At 62.8% G+C, this 26886-nt stretch carries 19 protein-coding genes; 13 read left to right on the top strand and 6 right to left on the bottom strand.

Annotated features, from left to right (window positions below):
- Nucleotides 1-35: 35 nt before the first annotated feature.
- The 5 genes from hslU to OU800_RS02470 form a co-directional block, all read right to left on the bottom strand.
- Complete coding sequence (gene hslU / locus OU800_RS02450; RefSeq protein WP_268180901.1) at nt 36-1376, bottom strand: HslU--HslV peptidase ATPase subunit; 1341 nt, start codon at nt 1374-1376, stop codon at nt 36-38.
- 48 nt (nt 1377-1424) lie between these two features.
- Nucleotides 1425-1955: an ATP-dependent protease subunit HslV gene (gene hslV, locus OU800_RS02455; RefSeq protein WP_024306625.1), complete on the bottom strand. Its 531-nt coding sequence runs from the start codon at nt 1953-1955 to the stop codon at nt 1425-1427.
- A gap of 395 nt (nt 1956-2350) precedes the next feature.
- The gene (locus OU800_RS02460; RefSeq protein ID WP_268180903.1) at nt 2351-3031 is read right to left on the bottom strand and encodes an SPOR domain-containing protein; all 681 of its coding nucleotides are present in this window, start codon (nt 3029-3031) and stop codon (nt 2351-2353) included.
- Nucleotides 3032-3037: 6 nt separating this feature from the next.
- Complete coding sequence (gene argS, locus OU800_RS02465; protein ID WP_268180905.1) at nt 3038-4777, bottom strand: arginine--tRNA ligase; 1740 nt, start codon at nt 4775-4777, stop codon at nt 3038-3040.
- A 132-nt stretch (nt 4778-4909) separates the two neighbouring features.
- Nucleotides 4910-7129 carry a primosomal protein N' gene (locus OU800_RS02470; RefSeq protein WP_268180907.1) on the bottom strand — a complete coding sequence of 740 codons (2220 nt, stop codon included), beginning with the start codon at nt 7127-7129 and terminating at the stop codon, nt 4910-4912.
- Nucleotides 7130-7289: 160 nt separating this feature from the next.
- Between OU800_RS02470 and rpmE the strand changes: the two genes are divergently transcribed.
- From rpmE to OU800_RS02490, 4 genes are all read left to right on the top strand, one after another.
- Complete coding sequence (gene rpmE / locus OU800_RS02475) at nt 7290-7502, top strand: 50S ribosomal protein L31 (protein ID WP_003459015.1); 213 nt, start codon at nt 7290-7292, stop codon at nt 7500-7502.
- Nucleotides 7503-7528: 26 nt separating this feature from the next.
- The gene (locus OU800_RS02480; protein WP_268180910.1) at nt 7529-8329 is read left to right on the top strand and encodes a thermonuclease family protein; all 801 of its coding nucleotides are present in this window, start codon (nt 7529-7531) and stop codon (nt 8327-8329) included.
- Complete coding sequence (locus OU800_RS02485) at nt 8329-9762, top strand: M48 family metalloprotease (protein WP_442964754.1); 1434 nt, start codon at nt 8329-8331, stop codon at nt 9760-9762. Before OU800_RS02480 ends, OU800_RS02485 begins: the two co-directional genes overlap by 1 nt.
- Nucleotides 9763-9864: 102 nt before the next feature.
- Entirely contained in the window at nt 9865-11133 is a 1269-nt protein-coding gene (locus OU800_RS02490; protein WP_268180915.1) for a malic enzyme-like NAD(P)-binding protein, read from the top strand.
- 60 nt (nt 11134-11193) lie between these two features.
- Here OU800_RS02490 and OU800_RS02495 read toward each other — a convergent pair whose 3' ends face one another.
- On the bottom strand, nt 11194-13605 hold the full coding sequence (locus OU800_RS02495) for a penicillin-binding protein 1A (RefSeq protein WP_268180917.1): 2412 nt from the start codon (nt 13603-13605) through the stop codon (nt 11194-11196).
- A 181-nt stretch (nt 13606-13786) separates the two neighbouring features.
- Between OU800_RS02495 and OU800_RS02500 the strand changes: the two genes are divergently transcribed.
- The 9 genes from OU800_RS02500 (at nt 13787) to gltB (ending at nt 26806) form a co-directional block, all read left to right on the top strand.
- On the top strand, nt 13787-14851 hold the full coding sequence (locus tag OU800_RS02500) for a pilus assembly protein PilM (protein WP_268180919.1): 1065 nt from the start codon (nt 13787-13789) through the stop codon (nt 14849-14851).
- Complete coding sequence (gene pilN / locus OU800_RS02505; RefSeq protein ID WP_268180921.1) at nt 14851-15423, top strand: type 4a pilus biogenesis protein PilN; 573 nt, start codon at nt 14851-14853, stop codon at nt 15421-15423. The genes OU800_RS02500 and pilN overlap by 1 nt, the downstream gene beginning before the upstream one ends.
- Nucleotides 15420-16040 (top strand): type 4a pilus biogenesis protein PilO, encoded by a 621-nt coding sequence (pilO, locus tag OU800_RS02510; RefSeq protein ID WP_268180922.1) that lies wholly within the window; start codon nt 15420-15422, stop codon nt 16038-16040. The genes pilN and pilO overlap by 4 nt, the downstream gene beginning before the upstream one ends.
- On the top strand, nt 16040-16564 hold the full coding sequence (gene pilP, locus OU800_RS02515; protein ID WP_268180924.1) for a type 4a pilus biogenesis lipoprotein PilP: 525 nt from the start codon (nt 16040-16042) through the stop codon (nt 16562-16564). Before pilO ends, pilP begins: the two co-directional genes overlap by 1 nt.
- Nucleotides 16565-16621: 57 nt before the next feature.
- Nucleotides 16622-18742: a type IV pilus secretin PilQ gene (pilQ, locus tag OU800_RS02520; RefSeq protein WP_268180926.1), complete on the top strand. Its 2121-nt coding sequence runs from the start codon at nt 16622-16624 to the stop codon at nt 18740-18742.
- Between the two features lie 5 nt (nt 18743-18747).
- Nucleotides 18748-19266, top strand: a complete 519-nt coding sequence (aroK, locus tag OU800_RS02525; RefSeq protein WP_268180928.1) for a shikimate kinase AroK — start codon at nt 18748-18750, stop codon at nt 19264-19266.
- A gap of 51 nt (nt 19267-19317) precedes the next feature.
- Complete coding sequence (gene aroB, locus OU800_RS02530) at nt 19318-20421, top strand: 3-dehydroquinate synthase (RefSeq protein WP_268180930.1); 1104 nt, start codon at nt 19318-19320, stop codon at nt 20419-20421.
- 10 nt (nt 20422-20431) lie between these two features.
- Nucleotides 20432-22000: an AAA family ATPase gene (locus tag OU800_RS02535; protein WP_268180932.1), complete on the top strand. Its 1569-nt coding sequence runs from the start codon at nt 20432-20434 to the stop codon at nt 21998-22000.
- A gap of 357 nt (nt 22001-22357) precedes the next feature.
- Nucleotides 22358-26806 (top strand): glutamate synthase large subunit, encoded by a 4449-nt coding sequence (gene gltB / locus OU800_RS02540; RefSeq protein WP_268180934.1) that lies wholly within the window; start codon nt 22358-22360, stop codon nt 26804-26806.
- The last annotated feature ends 80 nt before the right edge of the window (nt 26807-26886 follow it).

Raw genomic sequence — 26886 nt, forward strand, 5'->3', positions numbered from 1 at the left:
GCTTGCGGCTTGTAGCTTGCAGCTTGCGGCTGTTTTCAGAGGATATAACGCGACAGGTCTTCGTCCTGCGCCAGCTCGCCGAGATGGCCGTTGACGTAGGCGGCGTCGATGCGAATGGCTTGACCATCGTGCTGCGCGGCCAGGTCGGAGGCGGTGAAGGATACCTCTTCGAGCAGGCGTTCGAGCAGGGTGTGCAGGCGCCGCGCGCCGATGTTCTCGGTCTTCTCGTTGACCTGCCAGGCGATCTCGGCCAGGCGTTTGATGCCGTCCTCGGCGAACTCGATGTCCAGCCCCTCGGTCTTCAGCAGCGCGCTGTACTGCTCGGTGAGCGAGGCGTGCGGTTCGCTGAGGATGCGCTCGAAATCCTGCGGGCTCAGCGCCTTGAGCTCGACGCGGATCGGCAGGCGGCCTTGCAGTTCCGGCACCAGATCACTCGGCTTGCTCAGGTGAAACGCGCCACTGGCGATGAACAGGATATGGTCGGTCTTGACCATGCCCAGCTTGGTGTTGACCGTGCAGCCCTCGATCAGCGGCAGCAGGTCGCGCTGTACGCCTTCACGGGAGACGTCGGCACCGCCGGCATTGGCGCGCTTGGCCACCTTGTCGATCTCGTCGATGAAGACGATGCCGTGTTGTTCGACGGCTTCCAGGGCGCGGGCCTTGAGTTCTTCCTCGTTGACCAGGCGCGCGGCTTCTTCGTCACGTACCAGCTTGAGGGCGTCGGCGACCTTGAGCTTGCGGTTCTTCTTCTTGCCCTTGCCGAGGCCGGAGAAGAGGTTCTGCAACTGGCTGGTCATTTCCTCCATGCCCGGTGGGGTCATGATCTCCACGCCCATGGGGGACTCGGCCACCTCGATGTCGATTTCCTTGTCGTCGAGCTGGCCTTCGCGCAGGCGCTTGCGGAATAGCTGACGGGTGTTGGAATCCTCGTTGCGCGCCGGCTCGTCACCGAAACCCTGGCGCGCGGGCGGCAGCAAAGCGTCGAGGATGCGTTCCTCGGCGGCGTCCTCGGCGCGGTGGCGCACCTTGGTGATTTCCTGCTCGCGCAGCATCTTCACGGCGGCATCGGCCAGGTCGCGGATGATCGATTCGACATCGCGGCCGACATAGCCGACCTCGGTGAACTTGGTCGCCTCGACCTTGATGAAGGGTGCCCCTGCCAGCTTGGCCAGGCGCCGGGCGATTTCGGTCTTGCCCACGCCAGTGGGGCCGATCATCAGGATGTTCTTCGGCGTGACCTCCTGGCGCAGGTCGGCCGGCAGTTGCATGCGCCGCCAGCGGTTGCGCAGGGCAATGGCCACGGCGCGCTTGGCGTCGTCCTGGCCGATGATGTGGCGGTTGAGTTCGTGGACGATCTCGCGGGGCGTCATGGACATGGAATCGGGCTCGCTATCGAATCTATGAAAGAATTGGACGCTTGGGCCTCACTCGGGCGCGTCCAGTTCCTCGATGGTCTGGTGATGATTGGTGAAGACACAGATGTCGCCGGCGATACCTAGCGCAGTCTCGGCCACCTCGCGGGCGGACAGATCGGTCTTCATCAGCAGGGCGCGCGCGGCGGCCTGGGCGAAGTTGCCGCCGGAACCCATGGCGATCAGACCTTCCTCGGGCTCGACCACGTCGCCGTTGCCGGTGATGATCAGGGAGGCGTCCTTGTTGGCCACCGCCAGCATGGCTTCCAGGCGGCTCAGACTGCGGTCGGTACGCCAGTCCTTGGCCAGTTCGACGGCGGCGCGTACCAGGTGACCCTGGTGCTTTTCCAACTGGCCCTCGAAACGCTCGAACAGGGTGAAGGCATCGGCGGTGGCTCCGGCGAAGCCGGCCAGCACCTGACCGTGGTAGAGGCGACGCACCTTCTTGGCGTTGCCTTTCATCACGGTGTTGCCCAGGGATACCTGGCCGTCGCCAGCCATCACGACCTTGCCGTGGCGGCGTACTGAAACGATGGTGGTCAAGGGTGAATCTCCACGCTGCGGGGCCAATTGCCCGGATGAAGAATCAGATGGGGTGCTAGTCGCGGCTTTTCAACCAGCGACGGGCTTAACAGGCTGTTGAAAAACTACCTGCGTTGTCTGGCCGTTGTTAAAAACAGCCTCACAATCGAAGATTGAGCGCGCTTTAGCGCGGCCCCGCAGGGGTGAGCGAAGCGAATCAAATGCTCATTTACAGCACGTAAACCCGAGTGCGGGCCCAGTGCTTTTTTCGGCTGTTTTCGCCTCGGCCAGCCTGCCTCGGCTCGGGCTTCCTGCTTCGCTCTATCTCCTGCATCCATGCAGTCGTCGCCTACGTTTTTCAACGGCCTGTTGGGCGATCAGCGTACCGATCCATCCTTTTGCAGCTTGCAGCCGCTTCAACGGACTTGGCGTTGTTGTAACAGCAGGTTGCTGAAACCGCTGGCGGCGAGAGATTTCTGCGCACCGGCCAGTTGTTCACGGGTGGCGTAGGGACCGACCAGTACGCGATGCCAGGTTTCCTCGCGTACCTTGCCGGTTTCCACCTTGACGTTCTGCCCGAGGAGGATGATCTGCGCGCGCAGGGCGTCGGCGTCCTCGCGACGGCGGAACGAGCCAGCCTGGAGGAAAAACTGGGTGGTGACGGGGGCGCTGGCGATCACCTGCGGCGGCGGTGGCGGTACTTCGCCCTTGAGCGCGGCTTCGGCGCGGGCGGTGTCGATCTTCGCCGCTTCTTCCGGGGTTACCGGCTTTTGCTCTGGTGTCGGCGTGGGCGGTGGGGTCTCCTCCAGCGCCTGCGGCAGGATCACCTCGGATTCCGGCAACAGGGTATAGAAGTCGTACTTGGGCCTGGCAGGTTCGCTCGCCTGCGGCCTGGGCTCGGGCTTGTTGCTCTTGGCAGTCTGCTCGCCCTTGTCGCGGCGCACTTCGTCACGCCCCGGTTCGAGGCTGAACAGGAACATGAAGAAGCCGCCGACCACCAGGCCGCAGGCCAGCCAGATCCAGCCAGGTACCGGCTTCTTGGCGGGTGCCTGGTAGCGGCTCGCGCCGCGCTTGGGTGCGGGTTTCTTCTTCGCCATGGCGGGTTACATGCGCTCCAGGGTTTCCAGGCCGAGCAGTTCCAGGCCCTGCTTGAGGGTGCGTCCGGTGAGGGCGGTCAGGCGCAGGCGGCTGTTGCGAGTGGCCTCGTCTTCGGCATTCAGTATCGGGCAGTTCTCGTAGAAGCTGGAGAACAGGCCGGCAAGGTCATACAGGTAGGCGCAGAGCATGTGCGGCGTACCCTTTTCGGCGACGCTGCCCAGCAACTCATTGAACTGCGCCAGCTTGGCGGCCAGGGCCTGCTCCTGCTCGGCGACCAGGGTGATCTGCCCGCCGATCTCGTCCGCACCCTTGCCCAGCTTACGGAAAACGCCGGCCACGCGGGTGTAGGCATACAGCAGGTAGGGCGCAGTGTTGCCCTCGAAGCTGAGCATCAGGTCGAAGTTGAAGCTGTAGTCGCTGGTGCGATGCTTGGACAGGTCGGCGTATTTCACCGAGGCGATGCCCACCACGCGGGCAATCTGGCGCAACTCGTCGTCGCCCAGCTCCGGGTTCTTGCTCTTGACCAGTTCATAGGCCCGCTGCTCGGCCTCATCGAGCAGGTGCACCAGTTTCACGGTGCCGCCGTCGCGGGTCTTGAATGGGCGACCATCCGGGCCGTTCATGGTGCCGAAGCCCATGTGCTCCATTTCCATGCTGGCCGGCACGAAGTCGGCCAGGCGCGCGCAGGAGAAGACCATCTGGAAGTGCAGGGCCTGGCGCTGGTCGACGAAGTACAGCACGCGGTCGGCCTTGAGCGTGCCCGCGCGGTAGCGGGTGGCGGCCAGGTCGGTGGTGGCGTACAGGTAGCCGCCGCCGGCCTTCTGTACGATCAGCGGCAGCGGGTTGCCTTCGGCGTTCTTGAATTCCTCCATGAACACGCACTTCGCGCCGTTGTCTTCGGTGAGCAGGCCCTTGGCGGCGAGGTCGGCGACCACCTGCGGCAGGTCGTCGTTGTAGGCGCTCTCGCCCTTGACGTCTGCCATGCTCAGCTTGACGCCGAGGCGGTCGTACAGCGCCTGGCAGTGGCTCAGGGAGATGTCGTTGAACCGATTCCACAGGCGCAGGCATTCGGCGTCACCGGCCTGCAGCTTGACCACCAGCTCGCGGGCGCGGTCGGCGAACTCGGGGGATTCGTCGAAGCGCTTCTTGGCGGCACGGTAGAAGCCTTCCAGGTCGGCCAGCTCACTCTCGGCCGCCGCCGGGTTTTCCTGCATGTAGGCCAGCAGCATGCCGAACTGGGTGCCCCAGTCGCCAACATGGTTCTGGCGGATCACGCTGTCACCGAGGAACTCCAGCACACGGGCCACGCCGTCGCCGATGATGGTCGAGCGCAGGTGGCCTACGTGCATTTCCTTGGCCAGGTTGGGGGCCGACAGGTCGACCACCACGCGCTGCGTCGGGCCGTTCTTGCGCACGCCGAGCTTGGCATCGGCCAGCGCCGCTTCCAGGCGCTGCGCCAGGGCATCGCTGTTCTGGAAGAAGTTGAGGAAGCCCGGGCCGGCGATTTCCACCTTGGCGATCTGTTCATCGGCCGGCAGCGCTGCGATCAGCTTTTCGGCCAGGTCACGCGGTTTCATGCCGGCCGGTTTGGCCAGCATCATGGCGATATTGCTGGCGAAGTCGCCGTGGCTCTTGTCCTTGGTGTTCTCCACCTGGATGGCCGGCGTCAGGCCCGCTGGCAGCACGCCATCGGCGGTGAGGCGGTCAAGGGCTTGCTGGATCAGGTGGCGAATGCTGTCTTTCATGGTCGGCTCGGGTTGCCTTGGGTTTGGTCGAAAACTGCGCATTATAAGAGCAGCGACAAGCTGCAAGCCACAAGCGACAAGGAAAAGCACGCCGCCGCTCTTGCTTGAAGCTTGCAGCTTGTGGCTTGCAGCTTAGAAAAGATCGATCGGGTCGACGTCCAGCGACCAGCGCACCGCGCGGCCGCTGGGCATCTGCTCCAGTGCCAGAGACCAGGGGGTGAGCAGGCGGTGCAGGGGCGCGCGGGCATTGCCTTGCAGCAGCAGTTGCGCGCGGAAGCGCCCGGCGCGGCGCTCCATCGGCGCAGGCACCGGGCCGAGCAGTTCGATGCCGGTCAGGCCCAGCTCGCCCAGCAGGTGTTCGGCTTCGCTGCAGGCTTCATCGAGAAAGCTCTCGGCCTGGCCGGGTTTATGCGCTTCTGCGCGCAGCAGCGCCAGGTGGCAGAAGGGTGGCAGGCCGGCCGCGCGGCGCTCGCTCAGGGCCTGTTCGGCGAAGGCGAAGTAGCCCTGTTCGGTGAGCTGCACCAGCAGCGGATGGTCGGCCAGGTGGCTCTGGATGATCACCTTGCCGGGCTCTTCGGCGCGCCCGGCGCGGCCAGCCACCTGCACGATCAACTGGGCCATGCGCTCGCTGGCGCGGAAGTCGGCGGAGAACAGGCCGCCATCGGCATCGAGAATGGCCACCAGGGTGACGCGCGGGAAGTGGTGGCCCTTGGCGAGCATCTGGGTGCCGACCAGGATACACGGTTCGCCCTTGTTGATGGTGCTGAACAGGCGATCCATCGCGCCTTTTCGCGAGGTGCTGTCGCGGTCGATGCGCAGCACCGGATGATCGGGGAACAGCACGGCCAGGCGCTCTTCGGCTCGCTCGGTGCCGGCTCCTACCGGGCGCAGGTCGACGTGCTGGCACTTGGGGCAGTGGCTCGGCTGGCGCTCGACATGACCGCAGTGATGGCAGCGCAGTTCCTGGTAGCGCTGATGCACGGTCATGCGCGCATCGCAGCGAGGGCATTCCGACAGCCAGCCACAGTCGTGGCAGAGCAGGGTCGGGGCGAAGCCACGGCGGTTGAGGAACACCAGCACCTGCTGGCCAGCCGCCAGGGTCTGGGCGATGGCCTGCTGCATCGGCCCGGAGATGCCCGAGTCCAGCGGCCGGCTCTTCACGTCCAGGCGCAGGAAACGTGGCTGGCTGGCGCCGCCGGCGCGCTGGGTCAGCTTGAGCAGGGCGTAGCGGCCGCTATGGGCGTTGTGCAGGCTTTCCAGCGAAGGTGTGGCCGAGCCGAGGACGATGGGCACCTCTTCCTGATGGGCGCGCACCAGCGCCAGGTCGCGAGCGTGGTAGCGCAGGCCTTCCTGCTGTTTATAGGAGGCGTCGTGTTCTTCGTCGACGATGATCAGCCCTGGGTGCTTCATCGGCGTGAACAGCGCCGAGCGGGTGCCGATGATGATGTCGGCCTCGCCATCGCGCGCCGCCAACCAGGCATCGAGGCGGTCACGGTCGTTCACCGCCGAGTGCAACAGGGCGATGCGCGCGTTGAAGCGCCGGGCGAAGCGGTCGAAGGTCTGCGGGCCGAGGTTGATCTCCGGGATCAGCACCAGGGCCTGTTTGCCGGCTTGCAGGCACTGGTGGATCAGTTGCAGATAGACCTCGGTCTTGCCGCTGCCGGTCACGCCAGCCAGCAGATAGGCGTTGAACTGGTTCCAGCCCGAGGCCACGGCATTGACGGCGGCGCGCTGCTCGGCATTGAGCGGCAGTTCCGGTTGCGCCAGCCAATGTCCGGGCTTGGCATGCGGCAGGTTGCGCCGCAGTTCGACCGTGACCAGGCCCTTCTCATGCAGCAGTTGCAGGCTGTCGCGGTTGAGCTGCAACTGGCTGAGCAGGCTGTGGGCAACGCCGTGCGGATGCTGCGCCAAGGCCTTGAGGGCTTCGCGCTGGCGTGGCGCACGCTCCAGGCGTGGGTCGTCGACGCTGGCGCCCGTTTTGGCCAGCCAGTAGCGTTCCTGACGTACCTGCGCCGGTTCGCCCTGGCGCAGCAGCACCGGCAGCGCCCAGCTCAGGGTGTCGCCGAGGCTGTGCTGGTAGTACTGCGCCGTCCACAGGCACAGCTTGAACAGCGTCGCGGGCAGCGGCGGGCGCGTATCGAGCAGTTCCAGCGCGGGCTTGAGCTTGTCGGCGGGTACCTCGCTCTGGCTGTCGACTTCCACCAGGATGCCGACCAGTTCGCGTCGGCCGAACGGCACGCGCAGGCGTACACCTGGCTGCAAGGCGCTGCGCGACACGCCAGCGGGGGCAAGGTAGTCGAACAGGCGGCGCAGCGGCGAGGGTAGGGCGAGGCGCAGGATCAGGTCGGGCAAGCCATAAGCTCCATGGACAGGCCGGCGATCTTAGCACGCGACGGCCGGCGCGCTGCGCGCGCTTGCATCGCTCAGCGCGTCTGGTAAGATGCGCGGCCTATTTCCGTGCGGTGCCTGACGTTGGGTCGGGTGGCGGCACGACTACCCCGAGGAAAGCACCATGAAAGCCGATATCCATCCGAACTACGTCGAGATCGACGCTACCTGCTCCTGCGGCAACGTGATCAAGACTCGCTCCACCCTGGGCAAGAACCTGAGCCTCGACGTTTGCTCCGAGTGCCACCCGTTCTACACCGGCAAGCAGAAAGTGCTGGATACCGGCGGCCGTATCGACCGCTTCAAGCAGCGCTTCGGCGTGTTCGGCGCCAAGTAAGCGGCCGAGCGATAACGGAACGTGCCATGCACCTCTCCGTGAATCTGAAAAAGGCGTCCCTGGTGGGCGCCTTTTTCGTTTCTCTGTTGTGGCTGGAGTTCGCCCAGGCCTTCTGCCCGTTGCGCGCCGACCTGCCGCAGGTGGCCGTGCGCCAGGTGGTGGATGGCGATACCCTGCGCCTGGTCGACGGGCGCAGCGTGCGTCTTATCGGCATCAATACCCCGGAGCTGGGGCGCAAGGGCCGCAGTGACGAGCCCTATGCCGTGCAGGCCAGGCGCCGTCTGCAGGCACTGGTCGAGGCCAGTGGCGGCAAGCTGGGTGTGCAGATCGGCAAGCAGGGCAAGGATCATTATGGACGCACCCTGGCGCATCTGTATGGGCGTGACGGGCGCAATATCGAGGCGCAACTGCTCAGCGAGGGGTTGGGTTTCATGGTCGCCGTCGCGCCCAATACGCAACTGGTGCGTTGCCAGGGCGAGGCCGAGCGCGAAGCGCGCCAGCAGCGTCTGGGGTTGTGGCGGCAGGTGCAGGCGAAGCAGGCCGGCCAGTTGCGTAGCGGCGGTTTTGCCCTGATAACCGGGCGCGTCGCCGATGTGCAGCGCAATCGTGGTGGTCTATGGCTGGAGCTGGACGGCAACCGTGTATTGCGCGTGGCCCCCGAGTTGCTCGCTGCGTTCGGCGATCGCGCCCTGATGCGTCTGCAAGGGCGAAATGTCGAGGCTCGTGGCTGGGTGATCGACCGGCAGAGCCGCGGTGCTTTGAAATCCGGGCAGGCGCGCTGGATGTTGCCACTGACCCACCCGGCGATGTTGGAGGTGTTGCCATGATGCGTACTCTGGGGGTGTGCCTGCTGTGTGTCTGGCTCGCCGGCTGTGCGGTGAACCCGGCCACCGGACGCAACGATTTCGTGATGATGAGCGAGCGCCAGGAGCTGGACATGGGTGCGCGCTACAACCAGGAAATCCTCAAGCAATACCCGCGCTACGACGACGCCAAACTGCAGTCCTATATCCAGCGCGTCGGCGAGCGGGTGGCACGCAACAGCCACCGCAGCCAGCTCAAGTACGTCTTCACCCTGGTCGACAGCCCGGACGTCAACGCCTTCGCCCTGCCGGGGGGCTACATCTATATCCACCGTGGTTTGCTCGCCTACCTCAATTCCGAGGCGGAGCTGGCGGCCGTACTGGGGCATGAGGTCGGGCACGTGACGGCGCGCCACAGCGTGCGCCAGCAGAGCCAGTCCACAGCCTGGGGGCTGCTCGGTCAGGCGGCGGCCATCGGTACGGGCATCGGTGCGGTGGGGGATCTGACCAATGTCATGGGCAATGCCTTCGTGCGGGGCTACGGCCGTGACATGGAGCTGGAGGCCGATGGCCTCGGTGCGCAGTACCTGGCGCGCAGTGGCTACGATCCGCAGGCCATGATCGAGGTGGTCAAGGTGCTGAAGAACCAGGAAACCTTCGCCCGCGATGAGGCCGCCAAGCGTGGTGAGGCACCTGCTGTCGGTGGCTACCACGGCCTGTTCGACACCCATCCCGACAACGACCGCCGCCTGCAGCAAGTGCTCGGCCCGGCCCGTGCCCTGGCTGGCAGCAATCAGGAAGTCGGTCGCGATACCTTCCTGCAGATGCTCGACGGTCTGGTATTCGGCGACTCGGCGGCCAGTGGCATTCGGCGTGGCCAGAACTTCTATCACGGCCCCCTGGATTTCACCCTGAGCTATCCGCAGGGCTGGCAACTGGTCAATCGCCCGGACGTGTTGATCGGGCATGCCCCGGACGAGCAGGCATTCATCGCCATGACCCTCGAGCCGGCGGACAAACGCCTGACGCCCGCCGAGTTCCTGCGTCAGCGGGTGGGCGGCCAGCGCCTGTTGGCCGGCGAAGAGTTACGAGTCGGCTCGCTGCAAGGCTATACCGCCGTGCTGCCGGGGCAGTCGGCGCGTCGCGTTGCGGTGCTCTATCGCGGTGCCAACGCCTTCCTGTTCGTGGCGGTGGTCAAGGGGCGGGCCTCGCTGGAAACCGAGGATGCGCACTTTCTCGGCGTCATCCGCAGTTTCCGTGCCCTGACGGCCAAGGAGCGCAAGTTGGCCGAGCCGGTACGGCTCAAGCTGGTGCGCATCAGGGCGGGGCAGAGCATGGCCGCGCTGGCCAGGCAGGGGCCAGCGGGTGAAGGAGGCGAGGCGCGTCTGCGCCTGCTCAACAACCTTTATCCAAGCGGCGAGCCGCGTGCTGGTGACTGGGTGAAGACGCTTCGGTGAAGCGGCGGTTGCAGTGCGACCGAACAGTCTTGTCGAGCTGTATACAACTTGCGTATCCTCGGCCGCCTGCCCATTCAACAGCAACAAAAGCGGAACGCCACTATGTCTGATCTGAAAACTGCCGCTCTCGAATACCATGAGAAGCCCCGTCCGGGTAAGCTGAGCGTCGAGCTCACCAAGCCCACTGCCACTGCCCGTGACCTGTCGCTGGCCTACAGCCCGGGTGTCGCCGAGCCGGTGCGCGAGATCGCGCGCGATCCGGAGCTTGCCTACCGCTACACCGGTAAAGGCAACCTGGTAGCAGTCATTTCCGATGGCACCGCGATCCTCGGTCTGGGTGATCTCGGCCCGCTGGCCTCCAAGCCGGTCATGGAAGGCAAGGGCGTGCTGTTCAAGCGTTTCGCCGGCGTCGATGTGTTCGACATCGAAGTCGATGCCGAGAGCCCGCAGGCTTTCATCGACACCGTGAAGCGCATCTCCATCACCTTCGGCGGCATCAACTTGGAAGATATCAAGGCCCCCGAATGCTTCGAGATCGAGCGCGCGCTGATCGAACAGTGCGACATCCCTGTATTCCACGATGATCAGCATGGCACCGCCATCGTCACCGCCGCCGGCATGCTCAACGCCCTGGAAATCGCCGGCAAGACTCTGCCCGAAGCGAAGATCGTCTGCCTGGGCGCCGGTGCTGCTGCCATCTCCTGCATGAAGCTGCTGGTGAGCATGGGCGCCAAGGTCGAGAACATCTTCATGATCGACCGCAAAGGCGTGATCCACGCCGGTCGTGACGACCTGAACCAGTACAAGGCCGTGTTCGCCACCGAAACCGCCAAGCGCACCCTGTCCGAGGCGCTCGATGGCGCGGACGTGTTCGTCGGCCTGTCTGGGGCTAATCTGCTCAGCGCAGAAGACCTGGCCCGCATGGCACCCAACCCCATCGTGTTCGCCTGCTCCAACCCGGATCCGGAAATCAAGCCTGAACTGGCGCACGCCACCCGTAACGACGTGATCATGGCCACCGGCCGTTCCGATTACCCGAACCAGGTCAACAACGTGCTGGGCTTCCCCTTCATCTTCCGTGGTGCCTTGGACGTGCGTGCCACTCGCATCAACGAAGAGATGAAGATCGCTGCCGCCCTCGCCCTGCGCGACCTGGCCAAGCAGCCAGTGCCGCAGGACGTCTGTGATGCCTATGGTGTGCAGTCGCTCGAGTTCGGCCGTGAGTACATCATTCCGAAGCCGATGGACAAGCGCCTGATCACCATGGTCTCCGATGCCGTGGCCAAAGCCGCCATCGAGACCGGCGTGGCGACCTTGCCCTATCCGAAGCACTATCCGCTGAAGTCGGTGGACGAAGTGTTCAACGGCTAAGCTGCCGCCCAATAAAAAACCCGCTTCGGCGGGTTTTTTATTGAGCCTCAAGCTGCTCCTCTAGAACAGATCGATCGGTGCCATCTCGTCGGCCGGCAGCGGGCTGCCAGGGGCGCCCATGCCCGGCTCGAACTCGTTCATCGGCGGCGGCGAGTCTTCGCTCTTGAATACCTCGAAGTAGGCATCCGGCGTGCCGGGCGAGGCGGCGCGGCCGCTGACCGGGTCGACGCGCAGGGTGAGGATGCCCTTGGGTTCCTTGGGGGCGTGGCTCGGACGATCCTTGAGGGCGGGGCCCATGTAGTTCATCCATATCGGCAGGGCGACGGTGCCGCCGTATTCGTTGCGACCGAGGCTTTCCGGCTGGTCGAAACCAGCCCATACGGTGGTCACGTAGTCGGCGTTGTAGCCGGAGAACCAACTGTCCTTGGACTCGTTGGTGGTACCGGTCTTGCCTGCCAGGTCGTTGCGGCCAAGGGCCAGAGCGCGGCGGCCAGTACCGCGCTTGATCACGTCCTGCAGCATGCTGGTCATGATGTAGGCGGTGCGTTCGTCGATGATCCGTTCCGCGACCTTGGGCTCCTGTGGCGGCAGGTCGTCCGTCGCGTTCACGGCCAGATTCGCATTTTCCTGGTTCGGCTCGCTGCCCGGCACCCGCGCCGGATTGGCGCGGAACAGGGTCTTGCCGTTGCGATCCTCGACGCGCTGGATCAGGTAGGGCTCGATCTTGTAGCCGCCGTTGGCGAAGGTTGCCCAGCCTTCGGCGATTTCCATGGGGGTCAGGCTGGCGGTGCCCAGCGCCAGGGACAGGTTGCGCGGCAGGTCCTGTTCATCGAAACCGAAGCGTTGGATGTAGTCCAGGGTTCGCGGCACGCCCATGTCCTGCAGCAGGCGGATCGACACCAGGTTGCGCGACCTATACAGCGCTTCGCGCAGGCGAATCGGGCCGAGGAAGGTGTTGTTGTCGTTCTTCGGTCGCCATTTCTGCGAGAGGTAGTCGTCCGAGAGGATGATCGGTGCGTCGTTAACCAGGGTGGCGGCGGTGTAGCCACTATCCAGGGCCGCGCTATAGATGAAGGGTTTGAAGCTAGAGCCGGGCTGGCGCTTGGCTTGCACGGCGCGGTTGTAATTGCTCTGCTCGAAGGAGAAGCCGCCCACCAATGCCTCGATGGCGCCGCTGTTGGGGTCGAGGGATACCAGCGCGCTCTGGGCGGCCGGGATCTGCACGAAGCTCAGGCTGCCATCTTGCTGTTGCTGCACGCGCACCACGTCGCCAACCGCTGTGACATCCGCTGGTTGCTGTGGGCGTGGGCCGAGGCTGTTGGTATTGAGGAAGGGGCGCGCCCATTTCATGCTGTCCCAGGGTACGGCTTGTTCCTCGCCGTTGCGTCTGAGCACCAGAATGCCGCTCTTTTCCACTTGGGTGACGATCGCCGGCTCCAGGCCGCCGATGCTGCGGTACTTGCTCAACTCGGCCTGCCAGGCTTCACGCGTCATGCCGGGCAGGCGGCTTTCCGGGCCTCGGTAGCCATGGCGCTGGTCATAGCTGATCAGGCCCTGGCGCAATGCGTCGTTGGCGATTTCCTGCAGATGGCTGGGCACGGTGGTGGTGACGTTGTAGCCCTCGGTGTAGGCCTCGCTACCATAGCGCCCGACCATTTCGGCACGGGCCATTTCGGCGATGTAAGGGGCGTTCAGTTCGGGAGTGGGTACGTGGTAGCGCGCGTCCACTTCTTCGGCCAGGGCCGCTTCGTAGCGCGCCTGGTCGATACGCCCGAGGCGGTAGAGGCGACCAAGGATCCAGTCGCGGCGTTCCTTGGCGCGGGTTGGATTGACCAGGGGATTGTAGCGCGAAGGCGCTTTCGGCAAGCCGGCGATCATGGCCATCTGTGCCAGGGTCAGGTCGCGGATGGATTTGCCGTAGTAGACCTGGGCTGCCGCTTCGATGCCATAGGCGCGGTTGCCCAGATAGATCTTGTTCACGTAGAGCTCGAGGATCTCGTCCTTGCTCAGCTCGCGTTCGATCTGCAAGGCCAGGAGAATTTCGGTGGCCTTGCGCGAAAAACTGCGCTCGTTGGTGAGGAAGAAGTTCTTCGCCACCTGCATGGTAATGGTGCTGCCGCCACTCTGAATCTGACCGGTTTTCAATAATTGCGTGGCAGCGCGCATCAGGCTCGTCACATCGACGCCATAATGGTTCGCGAAATTATCGTCTTCCGCCGCCAGGAGGGCGCTGATGAAATCCTTGGGGATTTCGTCGAAGCGAATGGGGGAGCGGCGCATTTCGCCGAATTCGGCGATCAGCTTGGCGTCGCTGCTATAGACCCGCAGCGGGATCTGTAGCTGCACCTGGCGCAATGATTCGACGGAGGGAAGGGTCGGGCTAAGATAAAGGTATGCGCCGCTGAAACTGAGCAACAGTCCACAAAATACGGCAAGGCAAGACCAGCACAAGAACTTCAGCAGGCGCATCAAAATGTTCGGAATTCCAAGTAAAAGAATGAGTTAAGCAGTAGCCGAGGCTAAAAGGGAAAAATCGATCACATTATAAGCGTTTTTTCCTCGGGGTAGCCATTTGCGCTTCTGTCAAGACTGATATTTAATGTGGAAAAACATAAATAGTCCGTAAGTCGCGGATGCCAATAGGAAAACGGTCGTGCTAGGGCTCTTCACTAAGAAAGCGAATACGCTGCTGGGGATCGATATCAGCTCGACCTCGGTCAAGCTCCTCGAACTGAGTCGCTCGGGAAGCCGCTACAAGGTAGAGGCTTACGCAGTCGAGCCGCTCCCGCCAAATGCTGTCGTGGAAAAGAACATCGCCGAGCTGGAGGGGGTGGGGCAGGCGCTGTCGCGAGTGTTGAGCAAGGCCAAGACGAGCGTCAAATCAGCCGCGGTGGCCGTTGCCGGCTCCGCCGTGATCACCAAGAGCATCGAGATGGAGGCCGGGCTGTCGGACGACGAGCTGGAGAACCAGCTCAAGATCGAAGCCGACCAGTACATTCCTTATCCGCTCGAGGAAGTGGCGATCGATTTCGAGGTTCAGGGCCCGGCTGCACGCAATCCCGAGCGGGTCGAAGTGCTGCTGGCCGCCTGCCGCAAGGAGAACGTCGAAGTGCGTGAGGCCGCCCTCGCCCTGGCAGGACTGACCGCCAAGGTGGTGGATGTCGAAGCCTATGCCCTCGAGCGTGCTTACGCGCTGCTGGAGAGTCAGTTGGGCGCCGGTCATGACGAGCTCACCGTGGCCATCGTCGATATCGGTGCCACCATGACCACGCTGAGCGTGCTGCACAACGGTCGCACCATCTATACCCGCGAGCAGTTGTTCGGTGGCAAGCAGCTCACCGAAGAAATTCAGCGACGCTACGGGCTGTCCGTCGAGGAAGCCGGGTTGGCCAAGAAGCAGGGTGGCCTGCCGGACGACTACGATGCCGAAGTCCTGCAGCCATTCAAGGAAGCCGTGGTGCAGCAGGTGTCGCGCTCGCTGCAGTTCTTCTTCGCTGCCGGTCAGTTCAGTGATGTCGATTACGTCCTGCTGGCAGGCGGAACGGCTTCCATTCCCGACCTTGACCGTCTCATCCAGCAGAAAATCGGTACGCAAACTCTAGTGGCCAACCCTTTTGCCGATATGGCTCTGGGTAGCAAGGTCAACGCAGGTGCGTTGGCCAGTGATGCGCCGGCACTGATGATTGCCTGCGGTCTGGCGTTGAGGAGTTTCGACTGATGGCGCGTATCAACCTATTACCCTGGCGCGAGCAATTGCGCGAAGAGCGCAAGCAGCGCTTTCTGGTCAGCTTGCTTGGTGTTCTGGTCATCGGCGCGGGTTGTGTCTTCTTGGGTGATCAGATGCTGACGGCGGCTATCGATACTCAGAATGCGCGCAACAATTTCATCAAGAGCGAAATTGCCGTGCTCGATTCGCGTATCAAGGAAATCAGTGAGTTGAAGACTCGCCGCCAGCAATTGTTGGAGCGGATGAAGATCATTCAGGATCTGCAGGGCAATCGTCCGATCATCGGGCGTATCTTCGATCAGCTAGTGAGAACCTTGCCCGACGGCGTGTATTACACCAGCGTGAAGATGACGGGCAAGGAGATCGCCATAGTCGGTGCTGCCGAATCGAACAACCGCGTCTCCAATCTGATGCGTAATCTCGACGCCTCTGAATGGCTGACCGCACCCAATCTGACCGAGGTCAAGGCGGTTACCGCAGGTGCCGTCGATCAGGCTAATGTGTTTCAGTTGACGGTGCAGCAGACCCAGCCTCAAGCGGATCAAGTGGAGGCTGCGAAATGAGTTTGCGTGAATCGTTGGAAAGTCTGCGTAGTGTCGACCTCAATGATCTCGACCTGAACAACCTGGGGTCCTGGCCGGCACCCGTCAAGTTCATCGCGGGGCTGTTGCTGCTCATTGCTGTGTTATTCCTGGGCTATAACTTCCATCTCAAGGATCTACAGGCGCAGCTAGAACAGCAGCAGGGCGAAGAAGTGACGCTCAAGGATCAATTCTCCAACAAAGCATTCCAGGCGGCGAATCTCGAAGCCTACAAGGAGCAGATGAAGGAGATGGAAGTTTCCTTCGGCGAACTGCTCCGGCAATTGCCCAGTGATACCGAGGTGCCTGGATTGCTCGAGGATATCACCCGCACTGGCCTGGGCAGTGGCCTGGAGTTCGAGGAAATCAAGCTCCTGCCGGAGGTGACTCAGCAGTTCTATGTCGAGTTGCCGATTCAGATAAAGGTCACCGGTGGCTATCACGATCTGGCCACCTTCGTCAGTGGCGTGGCGAGCTTGCCACGCATCGTCACCTTGCATGACTTTCAGCTAGCGCCAGCGAGTGCTGGAAACTCCAGTCGCTTGAGCATGCAGATCATGGCCAAGACCTATCGCTACAACGACAAGGGGGCGCAGTGATGAAATTCTCTCGCCTTGCTTTGTTAGTGGGTTTCTCCGTGCTCGCAGGTTGCGGTGCCAGTAGCGACTTCTCCGATCTACGCACCTATATGGATGAGGTGCGTGCCAGACCCAAGGGTTCCATCGAGCCGTTGCCGACCTTTCAGCCTTATGAAAGCTTCACCTATCGGGCCGCATCGCTGCGCAGCCCGTTCCAGCCGCCGATCAAGATCGATGTGGTGGCCCGGCAGAAGGGCTCCAAGGAAATCAAGCCTGATGAGAGCCGGGTCAAGCAGTTCCTCGAAGGTTTCAATATCGAAACCTTCGAGATGGTGGGAACCCTGCGTAATGACCATGAGCTCTTCGCACTGGTCAGTGGGGCGGGCGGCGTTCACCGTGTGAAGGTGGGTGATTATCTGGGGCGTAATAACGGCAAGATAATCGCGATCGACGATTCCAAGATCGAGGTGATGGAAATTGTTCCGGATGGCGAAGGTGGCTGGCTTGAGCGGCCGCGCAGCCTTCCCTTGAAGGAGCGCTCCTGATAGGGGCGAAGTGAAGAGATGAATATAACTAATCGGTCTGCCAAACAGGGTACTAACATGAATGGCTCTCTTTCTTGCTTGAGTGCCGCCTTATTGATGGCGTTCTTATCGTCCTCGGCTTTGGCGGCTAATCTTCAAGGTATGGATGTCGCGAGCTTGCCGGGTGATCGGGTCGAGCTGAAATTGTCCTTCGACGAGCCTGTGGCAGTGCCGCGTGGCTATACCATCGAGCAGCCTGCGCGTATCGCCCTGGATCTGCCAGGCGTTGCCAACAAGCTCGGCGCGAAGAACCGGGAGCTTGGCGCTGGCAATGCCCGTAGCGTGACCATAGTCGAGGCCAAGGATCGCACGCGATTGATCGTCAATCTCGGCACCCTGGCGCCCTACAGTACGCGTGTGGAGGGTAACGATCTCTACGTGCTGGTCGGTGAATCCACTGCTGCCCCGGCCAGCCGACCGGCCGTGGCGGCCACCCCGGTCGCTCCAGCTCCGAGCAAGAAGGTCTATGGCGCACCGACCAGGGCCGTGAAGAACATCGATTTCCAGCGTGGTGAACAAGGTGAGGGAAATGTCGTCATCACGCTTTCCGATCCCTCCGTCAGTCCTGATATTCAGGAGCAGGGTGGCAAGATTCGTCTGGACTTCGCCAAGACCGAACTGCCCGAGTCCCTGCGCGTAAAGCTCGATGTGAAGGACTTCGCTACGCCGGTGCAGTTCGTCAGTGCGACCGGCACAGCCGACAAGACCAGCATCCTGATCGAGCCGGTGGGGCAGTACGATTATCTCGCCTATCAGACGGACGACAAGCTCACCCTGAGCGTCAAGCCGTTGACCCAGGAAGATACCGAGCGTCGCAGTGCCGAGCGCTTCGTCTACAAGGGCGAGAAGCTGTCGCTGAACTTCCAGGACATCGACGTGCGCTCCGTGCTGCAGTTGATCGCGGACTTCACCAACTTGAACCTGGTTGCCAGTGATACCGTTTCCGGCAACATCACCCTGCGTTTGCAGAACGTGCCCTGGGATCAGGCGTTGGATCTGGTGCTCAAGACCAAGGGGCTCGACAAGCGTCAGGTCGGCAACGTGTTGTTGGTTGCACCGGCGGATGAAATTGCCGCGCGCGAGCGCCAGGAGCTGGAAGCGCAGAAGCAGATTGCCGAACTGGCACCGCTGCGTCGTGAGTTGATCCAGGTGAATTATGCCAAGGCGAGCGATATGGCCAAGCTATTCCAGTCGGTGACCAGTGCCGATGGTGCAGCCGATGATCGTGGTTCCATTACGGTCGATGACCGAACCAACAGCATCATTGCCTACCAGACTCAGGAGCGTCTGGACGAACTGCGGCGCATCATTGCCCAGCTCGATATCCCGGTGCGTCAGGTGATGATCGAGGCGCGCATCGTCGAGGCCAATGTCGATTATGACAAGGCGTTGGGTGTGCGCTGGGGAGGCAGTGTGCGCAATGGCCGCTGGGATGTCAGTGGCAAGGACGGCGTGCAGGCTTTCGATGAAGATACTGGTCAGCGGGCTGGCTTTGTCGGTACGGACGAGATTGGTCGCACGACCTTGGATGATGGCTTGGCTCGACTTCCATTCGTTGACATGGGAGCACAGAACAGCACTTCCGGTATTGCGATAGGCTACTTGGGAAGTAGTATCGTCCTGGATCTTCAGCTCTCGGCCATGGAGAAGACGGGGAACGGCGAGATCGTCTCTCAGCCCAAGGTAGTCACCTCCGATAAGGAAACGGCCAAGATTCTCAAAGGCCAGGAAGTTCCCTACCAAGAGGCCAGCTCCAGCGGTGCTACCAGCACTTCGTTCAAGGAGGCGGCGCTTTCCCTTGAGGTCACCCCACAGATTACCCCTGATAACCGCATCATCATGGAGGTCAAGGTCACCAAGGATGCGCCGGATTTTGCCAGGGCGATCAATGGCGTACCGCCCATCAACAAGAACGAAGTGAATGCGAAGGTTCTGGTTAACGACGGTGAAACCATCGTGATTGGTGGGGTGTTCTCCAATACCCAGACCCGATCCGTCGAGAAAGTCCCTTTCCTGGGGGATCTGCCTTTCATCGGCCGTGTTTTCCGGCGCGATGTCGTCGCTGACAACAAAGCCGAGTTGCTGGTTTTCATCACTCCGCGCATCATGAACAACCAAGCCATTGCCGTGAATCGATGACCTAAGTGCGGAATGTAATCCTTGTTGGCCCGATGGGCGCTGGAAAGAGCACCATCGGGCGTTTGCTCGCCAAAGAACTGCGTTTGCCCTTCAAGGACTCCGACAAGGAGATCGAACAGCGCACCGGTGCCAATATCCCCTGGATCTTCGATGTGGAAGGTGAGCAGGGTTTTCGTGAGCGCGAGCAATCGGTCATCGCCGAGTTGTCCCGGCAGGATGGTCTGGTGCTGGCCACTGGTGGTGGTGCGGTGATGCGTGTCGAGAATCGCCAGGCGTTGCATGCGGGGGGGCGTGTGGTCTATCTGCATGCCTCGGTTGAACAGCAGATCGAGCGCACGGCGCGTGACCGCAATCGCCCCCTGTTGCGCAATGCTAATCCGGCACAGGTGCTGCGTGATCTGATGGCGGTGCGTGACCCGCTGTACCGTGAACTCGCCGATATCGTCATCGAGACGGACGAGCGCCCACCGCGGATGGTCGTGCAGGAGATTCTGGCTCGGCTGGATATGCTACCGCCCCGTTAAAGCCCAGGGCGAACTGCGCTATCCTAGTCGCCTTTTTATCCTGGGGGCGTCATGCAGACACTTCACGTTGATCTCGGCGAGCGCAGCTATCCCATCTACATCGGTCAGGGGCTGCTGTCTCGTCCCGAATTGCTGGCGCAGCATATCGCCGGGCGGCAGGTGGCGGTGGTCACCAACGAGACCGTCGCACCCTTGTACCTGCAAGCGCTGCTGCAGGTGCTCGAGGGTTACAGCGTTGCCTCGGTGGTATTGCCGGACGGCGAAGCCTTCAAGAACTGGGAAACCCTGCAACTGATCTTCGATGGGTTGTTGAGCGCTCGGCATGATCGTCGCACCACGGTCGTGGCTCTGGGCGGCGGCGTGATCGGCGACATGGCAGGCTTCGCCGCCGCTTGCTATCAGCGTGGCGTCGATTTCATCCAGGTGCCGACGACCTTGCTCTCCCAGGTGGATTCCTCGGTGGGCGGCAAGACCGGCATCAATCACCCGTTGGGCAAGAACATGGTCGGGGCGTTCTACCAGCCCAAGGCCGTGGTGATCGATACCTGCAGCCTGAATACCCTGCCCGTGCGCGAGTTGTCGGCGGGGCTGGCCGAGGTGATCAAGTATGGCCTGATCTGCGATGAGCCCTTCCTGGCCTGGCTGGAGCAGAACATGCCGGCCTTGCGTGCGCTCGATCAGCAGGTGCTGACCGAGGCTATCGAGCGCTCCTGTGCAGCCAAGGCGCGCGTGGTCGGTGCCGATGAGCGTGAGTCGGGGGTGCGCGCCACCCTGAATCTCGGTCATACCTTCGGCCATGCCATCGAGACCGAGCAGGGCTATGGCGTCTGGCTGCATGGCGAGGCGGTCGCGGCTGGCACGGTGATGGCGCTGGAAATGTCCCATCGCCTTGGCTGGCTGTCGGCGGCCGATCGTGATCGAGGCGTGCGCCTGCTGCAGGCTGCCGGGTTGCCGGTAGTACCGCCGCAGAACATGACTCCGGAGCAGTTCCTGCAGCACATGGCGGTAGACAAGAAGGTGCTGGATGGTCAGTTGCGCCTGGTGCTGCTCAAGCGCCTGGGCGAGGCCGTTGTGACGGCCGACTATCCGCGTGAAATTCTCGAGGCCACGCTGCGTTGCGACTATGCAGCGCTGGCTCGCTCGATCAACGCTTGAAGAGTGATTCATGACCAGTTTGCATGCTGACGAAGCGTTTCTGGCGCACTACCAGTTCAGTCACGACCCCTTCGCGCCCAGGGTGCCGGGCTTCAAGTTCTTCCCTGCACAGCGCAAGCCCGTGCTGGGGCAATTGCATCATCTGGCGCGATACAGCCAATTGTTGCTGGTGGTAACCGGGCCTGAGGGTAGTGGCAAAACGCTGCTGCGTCAGGCGCTGGTTGCCAGCACCAACAAACAGGCTGTGCAGAGCGTGGTCATTGCCCAGGGCATCACCGGGGGTGAGGCACTGCTGCGCCAGGTGGCCCAGGGGCTGTCGCTGGCGACGGCCGATACCCGCTCGATTCTCAACCAGGTTTCGCAACTGGCCTTGACCGGACAGGAAGTCTACCTGTTGATCGACGATGCCGATCAGCTTGACGATGCGGCGTTGCAGGTGGTGCTGACCCTGGCGGCCGGCGATGGCGAGGGGCGCCCGCATGTCTTCCTGTTCGCCGAGCAGGCACTGCTGGAGCGCCTCGAAGCATTGGCCAGCGGTGAGGAGTGCTATCACGCCATCGAGCTGCAGCCTTATACCGAGGAGGAGACTCGTGACTACCTCGCTCAGCGCCTGGAAGGGGCGGGGCAGGGTATCGAGGTATTGAGCGAGGAGCAGGTCGAGGAGATTCACCAGCGCTCCGGCGGCTGGCCGGGTGCAATTAACGGCGAGGCGCGCGAGTTGCTGATCGAGCAGATGCTGGCGCAGCGTTCTGGCGCGCGTCGAGGCGGTTTCTCCTTCTCCCTACCGAAGAAACATCTGTTGGCGCTGGCCGTGGTGCTGGTGGGGGTGGCGGCTGCCTGGGTGATGCAGGGTCGCGACAGCCAGCCTGCCAGCGAGCCTGAGCTTAGTGCCACGCTGCCCCTGCAGCCTTCTGCAGCGCCTGCCGACGGAAAGGCGCCAGAGCCGCAGGCTGCCAGTGGCGCGCCTGCCATCGAGTTCGCGGGCAGCAGCCAGCCGCTGCCCTTGCCCTTGGTCGGTCAACCGCAAGCCGTGATCCGTCAGCCCCTGGCCGAAGCCGCGGGCGAGGAACTGGACAACTTCGAGCCGCCTGCTGCGCCAGATCCCTCGACCGTCACCGTACCGCCTGCGCCAATCGCTGCTGCACCTGCACCTGCACCTGCACCTGCAGCGCCAAAGCCTGCTACGCAGCAGCAACTGAAGCAGACAGAGACCAAACAGGCGGAGCCCGCCGTTGCAGCCAAGCCGGCTCCAGCGCCTTCGCCAGCAACCGCCAAGCCGGCAACACCCAGCCCGGCAGGTGGTAATTGGTATGCTCAGCAGCCGGCATCACGCTATGCGCTGCAAGTGGTGGGGTCGCGTTCCGAGGCGAATATTCAGGCCATGGTGCGCGAAGGGGGCAGTGAGTACCGCTACTTCAAGAAAATCCATCAGGGCCAGCCGCTGTACGTGCTGACCTATGGCAGCTTCGCCAGCCGGGCGGCCGCCCAGGCGGCAGTGAAAACCTTACCGGCCAAGCTGCAGGCTGGTAAGCCCTGGCCGCGCACGATTGGCAGTATTCAGCAGGAAATGAGTCGCTAGGTGAATACCTGGTAGCTGCTCGGCGGGGTGCCTGTGCGTCCCGCTTGCAGGATGTCTTCATAACGCTTTCAATCTGACGGGCTACAGGGGGGCGCCTACCTGTGGCGTCGCTGTGTGCAAGCGTGTTCCATGTCGTGACTCGTTGGTCGCTATCATGGCTGGATGTTCATATCCTTCGTTTTTGCGACATAATTTTTCACCCCTTCGTCACGAAAATTTGTGACGGGGTGGGTGGATATGTACAATGACCTCCCTTTTGCCTGCGCAAAGCTGGCCCGTGCCCGCTTTTCGGGTTTAAGACATTGAATTAGAAAGTAATTTGCCTGGAGTACAGGCAGCCTGGTGAGAGTTTCCCCTATGAAAGCAGGTTTGTACCGTCCTGATGAGTTCAAGGATAACTGCGGCTTCGGCTTGATCGCCCATATGCAAGGTGAGGCTAGCCATCACCTGCTCAAGACCGCCATTGAGGCCCTCACCTGCATGACTCACCGCGGCGGTATCAACGCCGACGGCAAGACCGGTGATGGCTGCGGCCTGCTGATCCAGAAGCCCGATCGATTCCTGCGCGCCATCGCCCAGGAGCAGTTCGGCGTCGAACTGCCTGGGCAATATGCCGTGGGCATGGTGTTCTTCAATCAGGACCCGGCCAAGGCCGAGGTCGCGCGCGAGAACATGAACCGCGAAATCCTTGCGGCAGGCCTGCAACTGGTGGGCTGGCGCAAGGTGCCGATCGACACTAGCGTGCTCGGCCAACTGGCGCTGGAACGCCTGCCGCAGATCGAGCAGGTGTTCATCGGCGGTGATGGCCTGTCCGACCAGGAATTCGCCATCAAGCTGTTCAGCGCCCGCCGGCGCTCGTCGGTGGCCAATGCCGACGACAGCGATCACTACATCTGCAGCTTCTCGCACAAGACCATCATCTACAAAGGCCTGATGATGCCGGCGGACCTGCAGCAGTTCTACCCGGATCTGGGTGACGAGCGCCTGCAGACCGCCATCGCGGTCTTCCACCAGCGTTTCTCCACCAACACCCTGCCGAAGTGGCCGCTGGCGCAGCCCTTCCGCTTCCTCGCGCACAACGGCGAGATCAACACCATCACCGGCAACCGCAACTGGGCGCAGGCCCGTCGCACCAAGTTCGCCAACGAGCTGATCCCCGATCTCGACGAGCTGGGCCCGCTGGTCAACCGTGTTGGCTCCGACTCCTCGAGCATGGACAACATGCTCGAGCTGATGGTCACCGGCGGCATCGACCTGTTCCGCGGCCTGCGCATGATCATTCCGCCGGCCTGGCAGAACGTCGAGACCATGGACGCAGACCTGCGCGCGTTCTACGAATACAACTCCATGCACATGGAGCCCTGGGATGGCCCGGCCGGCGTGGTGCTGACCGATGGTCGCCATGCCGTATGCCTGCTCGACCGTAACGGTCTGCGCCCGGCGCGCTGGGTCACCACCAAGAACGGCTACATCACCCTGGCGTCGGAAATCGGCGTGTGGGACTACCAGCCCGAAGACGTCATCGCCAAGGGCCGTGTCGGCCCGGGGCAGATCCTCGCCGTCGACACCGAGACCGGCCAGGTGCTGGACACCGAGTCCATCGACAGCCGCCTGAAGTCACGCCACCCCTACAAGCTGTGGCTGCGCAAGCATGCCCAGCGTATCAAAGCGACTCTGGAAGACCGCGACCATGGTTCGGCCTTCTACGACCCGGATCAGCTCAAGCAGTACATGAAGATGTTCCAGGTCACCTTCGAGGAGCGTGACCAAGTGCTGCGTCCGCTCGGCGAGCAGGGCCAGGAAGCCGTCGGCTCCATGGGTGACGACACGCCGATGGCCGTGCTCAGCCAGCGCGTGCGTTCGCCGTACGATTATTTCCGTCAGCAGTTCGCGCAGGTTACCAACCCGCCGATCGACCCGCTGCGCGAAGCGATCGTCATGTCCCTGGAAATCTGCCTGGGCGCCGAACGCAACATCTTCAGTGAGTCGCCGGAGCACGCTACCCGCGTGATCCTCAGCAGCCCGGTGATTTCGCCAGCCAAGTGGCGTGCGCTGATGAATCTGGATCGCCCGGGCTTCGACCGTCATGTCATCGACATGAACTATGACGAGTCGCTGGGTCTGGAGGCTGCCGTGCGCAACATGGCCGACCAGGCGGAGGAAGCCGTGCGTGCCGGCAAGGTGCTGTTGGTACTGACCGACCGTCACATCGCTCCGGGCAAGCTGCCGGCGCATGCCGCGCTGGTTACCGGCGCCGTGCATCACCGCCTTACCGAGAAAGGCCTGCGCTGCGACTGCAACATCCTGGTGGAAACCGCCACCGCGCGTGACCCGCACCACTATGCCGTGCTGCTGGGCTTCGGTGCCTCGGCGGTGTATCCGTTCCTGGCCTACGAAGTGCTGGGCGACCTGATCCGCACCGGTGAAGTGCTGGGCGATCTGTACGAAGTGTTCAAGTACTACCGCAAGGGCATCTCAAAGGGCTTGCTGAAGATCCTGTCGAAGATGGGCATCTCCACGGTCGCGTCCTACCGCGGTGCGCAGCTATTCGAGGCGGTCGGCCTGGCCGATGAAGTCACCGAACTGTGCTTTCGTGGTGTGGCCAGCCGTATCCAGGGTGCGCGTTTCGTTGACATTGAAAGCGAGCAGAAGCTGCTGTCCCAGGAGGCCTGGAACAACCGCAAGTCGATCCAGCAGGGCGGCTTGCTCAAGTTCGTCTACGGCGGCGAATACCACGCCTACAACCCGGACGTGGTGCGCACGCTGCAGGAAGCCGTGCAGCAGGGCAACTACGCCAAGTACAAGGAATACTCGACGCTGGTCGACACCCGTCCGGTGTCGATGATCCGTGACCTGCTCAAGGTCAAGGAGTCCGCCACGCCGATCAGCCTCGACGAAGTCGAGCCGCTGCAGTCGATCTTCAAGCGCTTCGACGCCGCCGGTATCTCCCTCGGCGCGCTGTCGCCGGAGGCGCACGAGGCGCTGGCCGAGGCGATGAACCGCCTGGGTGGTCGCTCCAACTCCGGCGAGGGCGGCGAAGACCCGGCCCGCTACGGCACCATCAAGAGCTCCAAGATCAAGCAGGTGGCCACCGGCCGCTTTGGCGTGACCCCGGAATACCTGGTCAACGCCGAAGTGCTGCAGATCAAGGTGGCCCAGGGCGCCAAGCCCGGTGAGGGCGGCCAGTTGCCGGGCGGCAAGGTCAACGGCCTGATCGCCAAGCTGCGCTACGCGGTGCCGGGCGTGACCCTGATCTCGCCGCCGCCGCACCACGACATCTACTCGATCGAAGACCTGGCGCAGCTGATCTATGACCTCAAGCAGGTCAACCCGAAGGCGCTGGTGTCGGTCAAGCTGGTGGCGGAAGCCGGTGTCGGTACCATCGCCGCCGGTGTGGCCAAGGCCTATGCCGACCTGATCACTATTTCCGGCTACGACGGCGGTACCGGCGCATCGCCGCTGACCTCCATCCGCTACGCCGGTGCGCCCTGGGAACTGGGCCTGGCCGAAACCCACCAGACCCTGCGCGGCAACGACCTGCGCGGTAAGGTGCGGGTACAGACCGACGGTGGTCTGAAAACCGGTCTGGACGTGATCAAGGCGGCCATCCTCGGCGCCGAGAGCTTCGGCTTCGGCACCGCGCCGATGGTGGCCCTAGGTTGCAAATACCTGCGCATCTGCCACTTGAACAACTGCGCCACCGGCGTGGCCACGCAGAACGACAAGCTGCGCAAGGATCACTTCATCGGCACCGTCGAGATGGTGATGAACTTCTTCACCTACGTCGCCGAGGAAACCCGCGAGTGGCTGGCCAAGTTGGGCGTGCGCAGCCTGGAAGAGCTGATCGGCCGTACCGACCTGCTCGAAGTGCTGCCGGGTGAAACCGCCAAGCAGGGCAACCTGGATCTGTCGCCGCTGCTGGCCAGCGCGCATATCCCGGCCGACAAGCCGCAGTTCTGCCAGGTGCCGAAGAACCCGCCGTTCGACGAAGGCCTGCTGGCCGAGAAGATGGTGGAGCTGGCCAAGGACGCCATCGCCGGCAAGAGCGGTGGTGAGTTCGAGCTGAACATCGGCAACTGCGACCGCTCCATTGGTGCGCGCATTTCCGGCGAGATCGCCCGTGTGCACGGCAACCAGGGCATGAATGATGCGCCGATCACCTTCCGCTTCAAAGGCACTGCCGGGCAGAGCTTCGGCGTGTGGAACGCCGGTGGTCTGCACCTGCGCCTGGAAGGCGACGCCAACGACTACGTGGGCAAGGGCATGACTGGTGGCAAGATCGTTATCACTCCGCCTGCCGGCAGCCCGTTCGCCACCGAGGACAGTGCCATCATCGGCAACACCTGCCTGTACGGCGCCACTGGCGGCAAGCTGTTCGCCACCGGCACTGCGGGTGAGCGTTTCGCCGTGCGCAACTCCGGCGCCCACGCCGTGGTGGAGGGCACTGGCGACCACTGCTGCGAGTACATGACCGGCGGTTTCGTCTGTGTGCTGGGCAAGACCGGCTACAACTTCGGCTCGGGCATGACTGGCGGTTTCGCTTATGTGCTCGACCTGGACAACGGCTTCTACGATCGCGTCAACCACGAGCTGGTGGAAATCCAACGCATCAACAATGAAGCGATGGAGGCCTACCGCAGCCACCTGGAAAGCGTGCTCGCCGAATACGTCGAAGAGACCGGCAGCGAGTGGGGGCAGAATCTGCTGGAAAACCTGGACGATTACCTGCGCAAGTTCTGGCTGGTGAAACCGAAAGCGGCCAGTCTGAAGTCGCTGCTGTCCAGCACCCGTGCCAACCCACAGTAAAGCCGCAAGCGGCAAGCCCCAAGCTGCAAGTCATAAGCAGCTCCGGGCTTGTCGATCCAACGTGATTGTCTTGCAGCTTG

Origin of the sequence: Pseudomonas sp. GOM7, assembly GCF_026723825.1 — a bacterium.
Taxonomy (GTDB): Bacteria; Pseudomonadota; Gammaproteobacteria; order Pseudomonadales; family Pseudomonadaceae; genus Aquipseudomonas.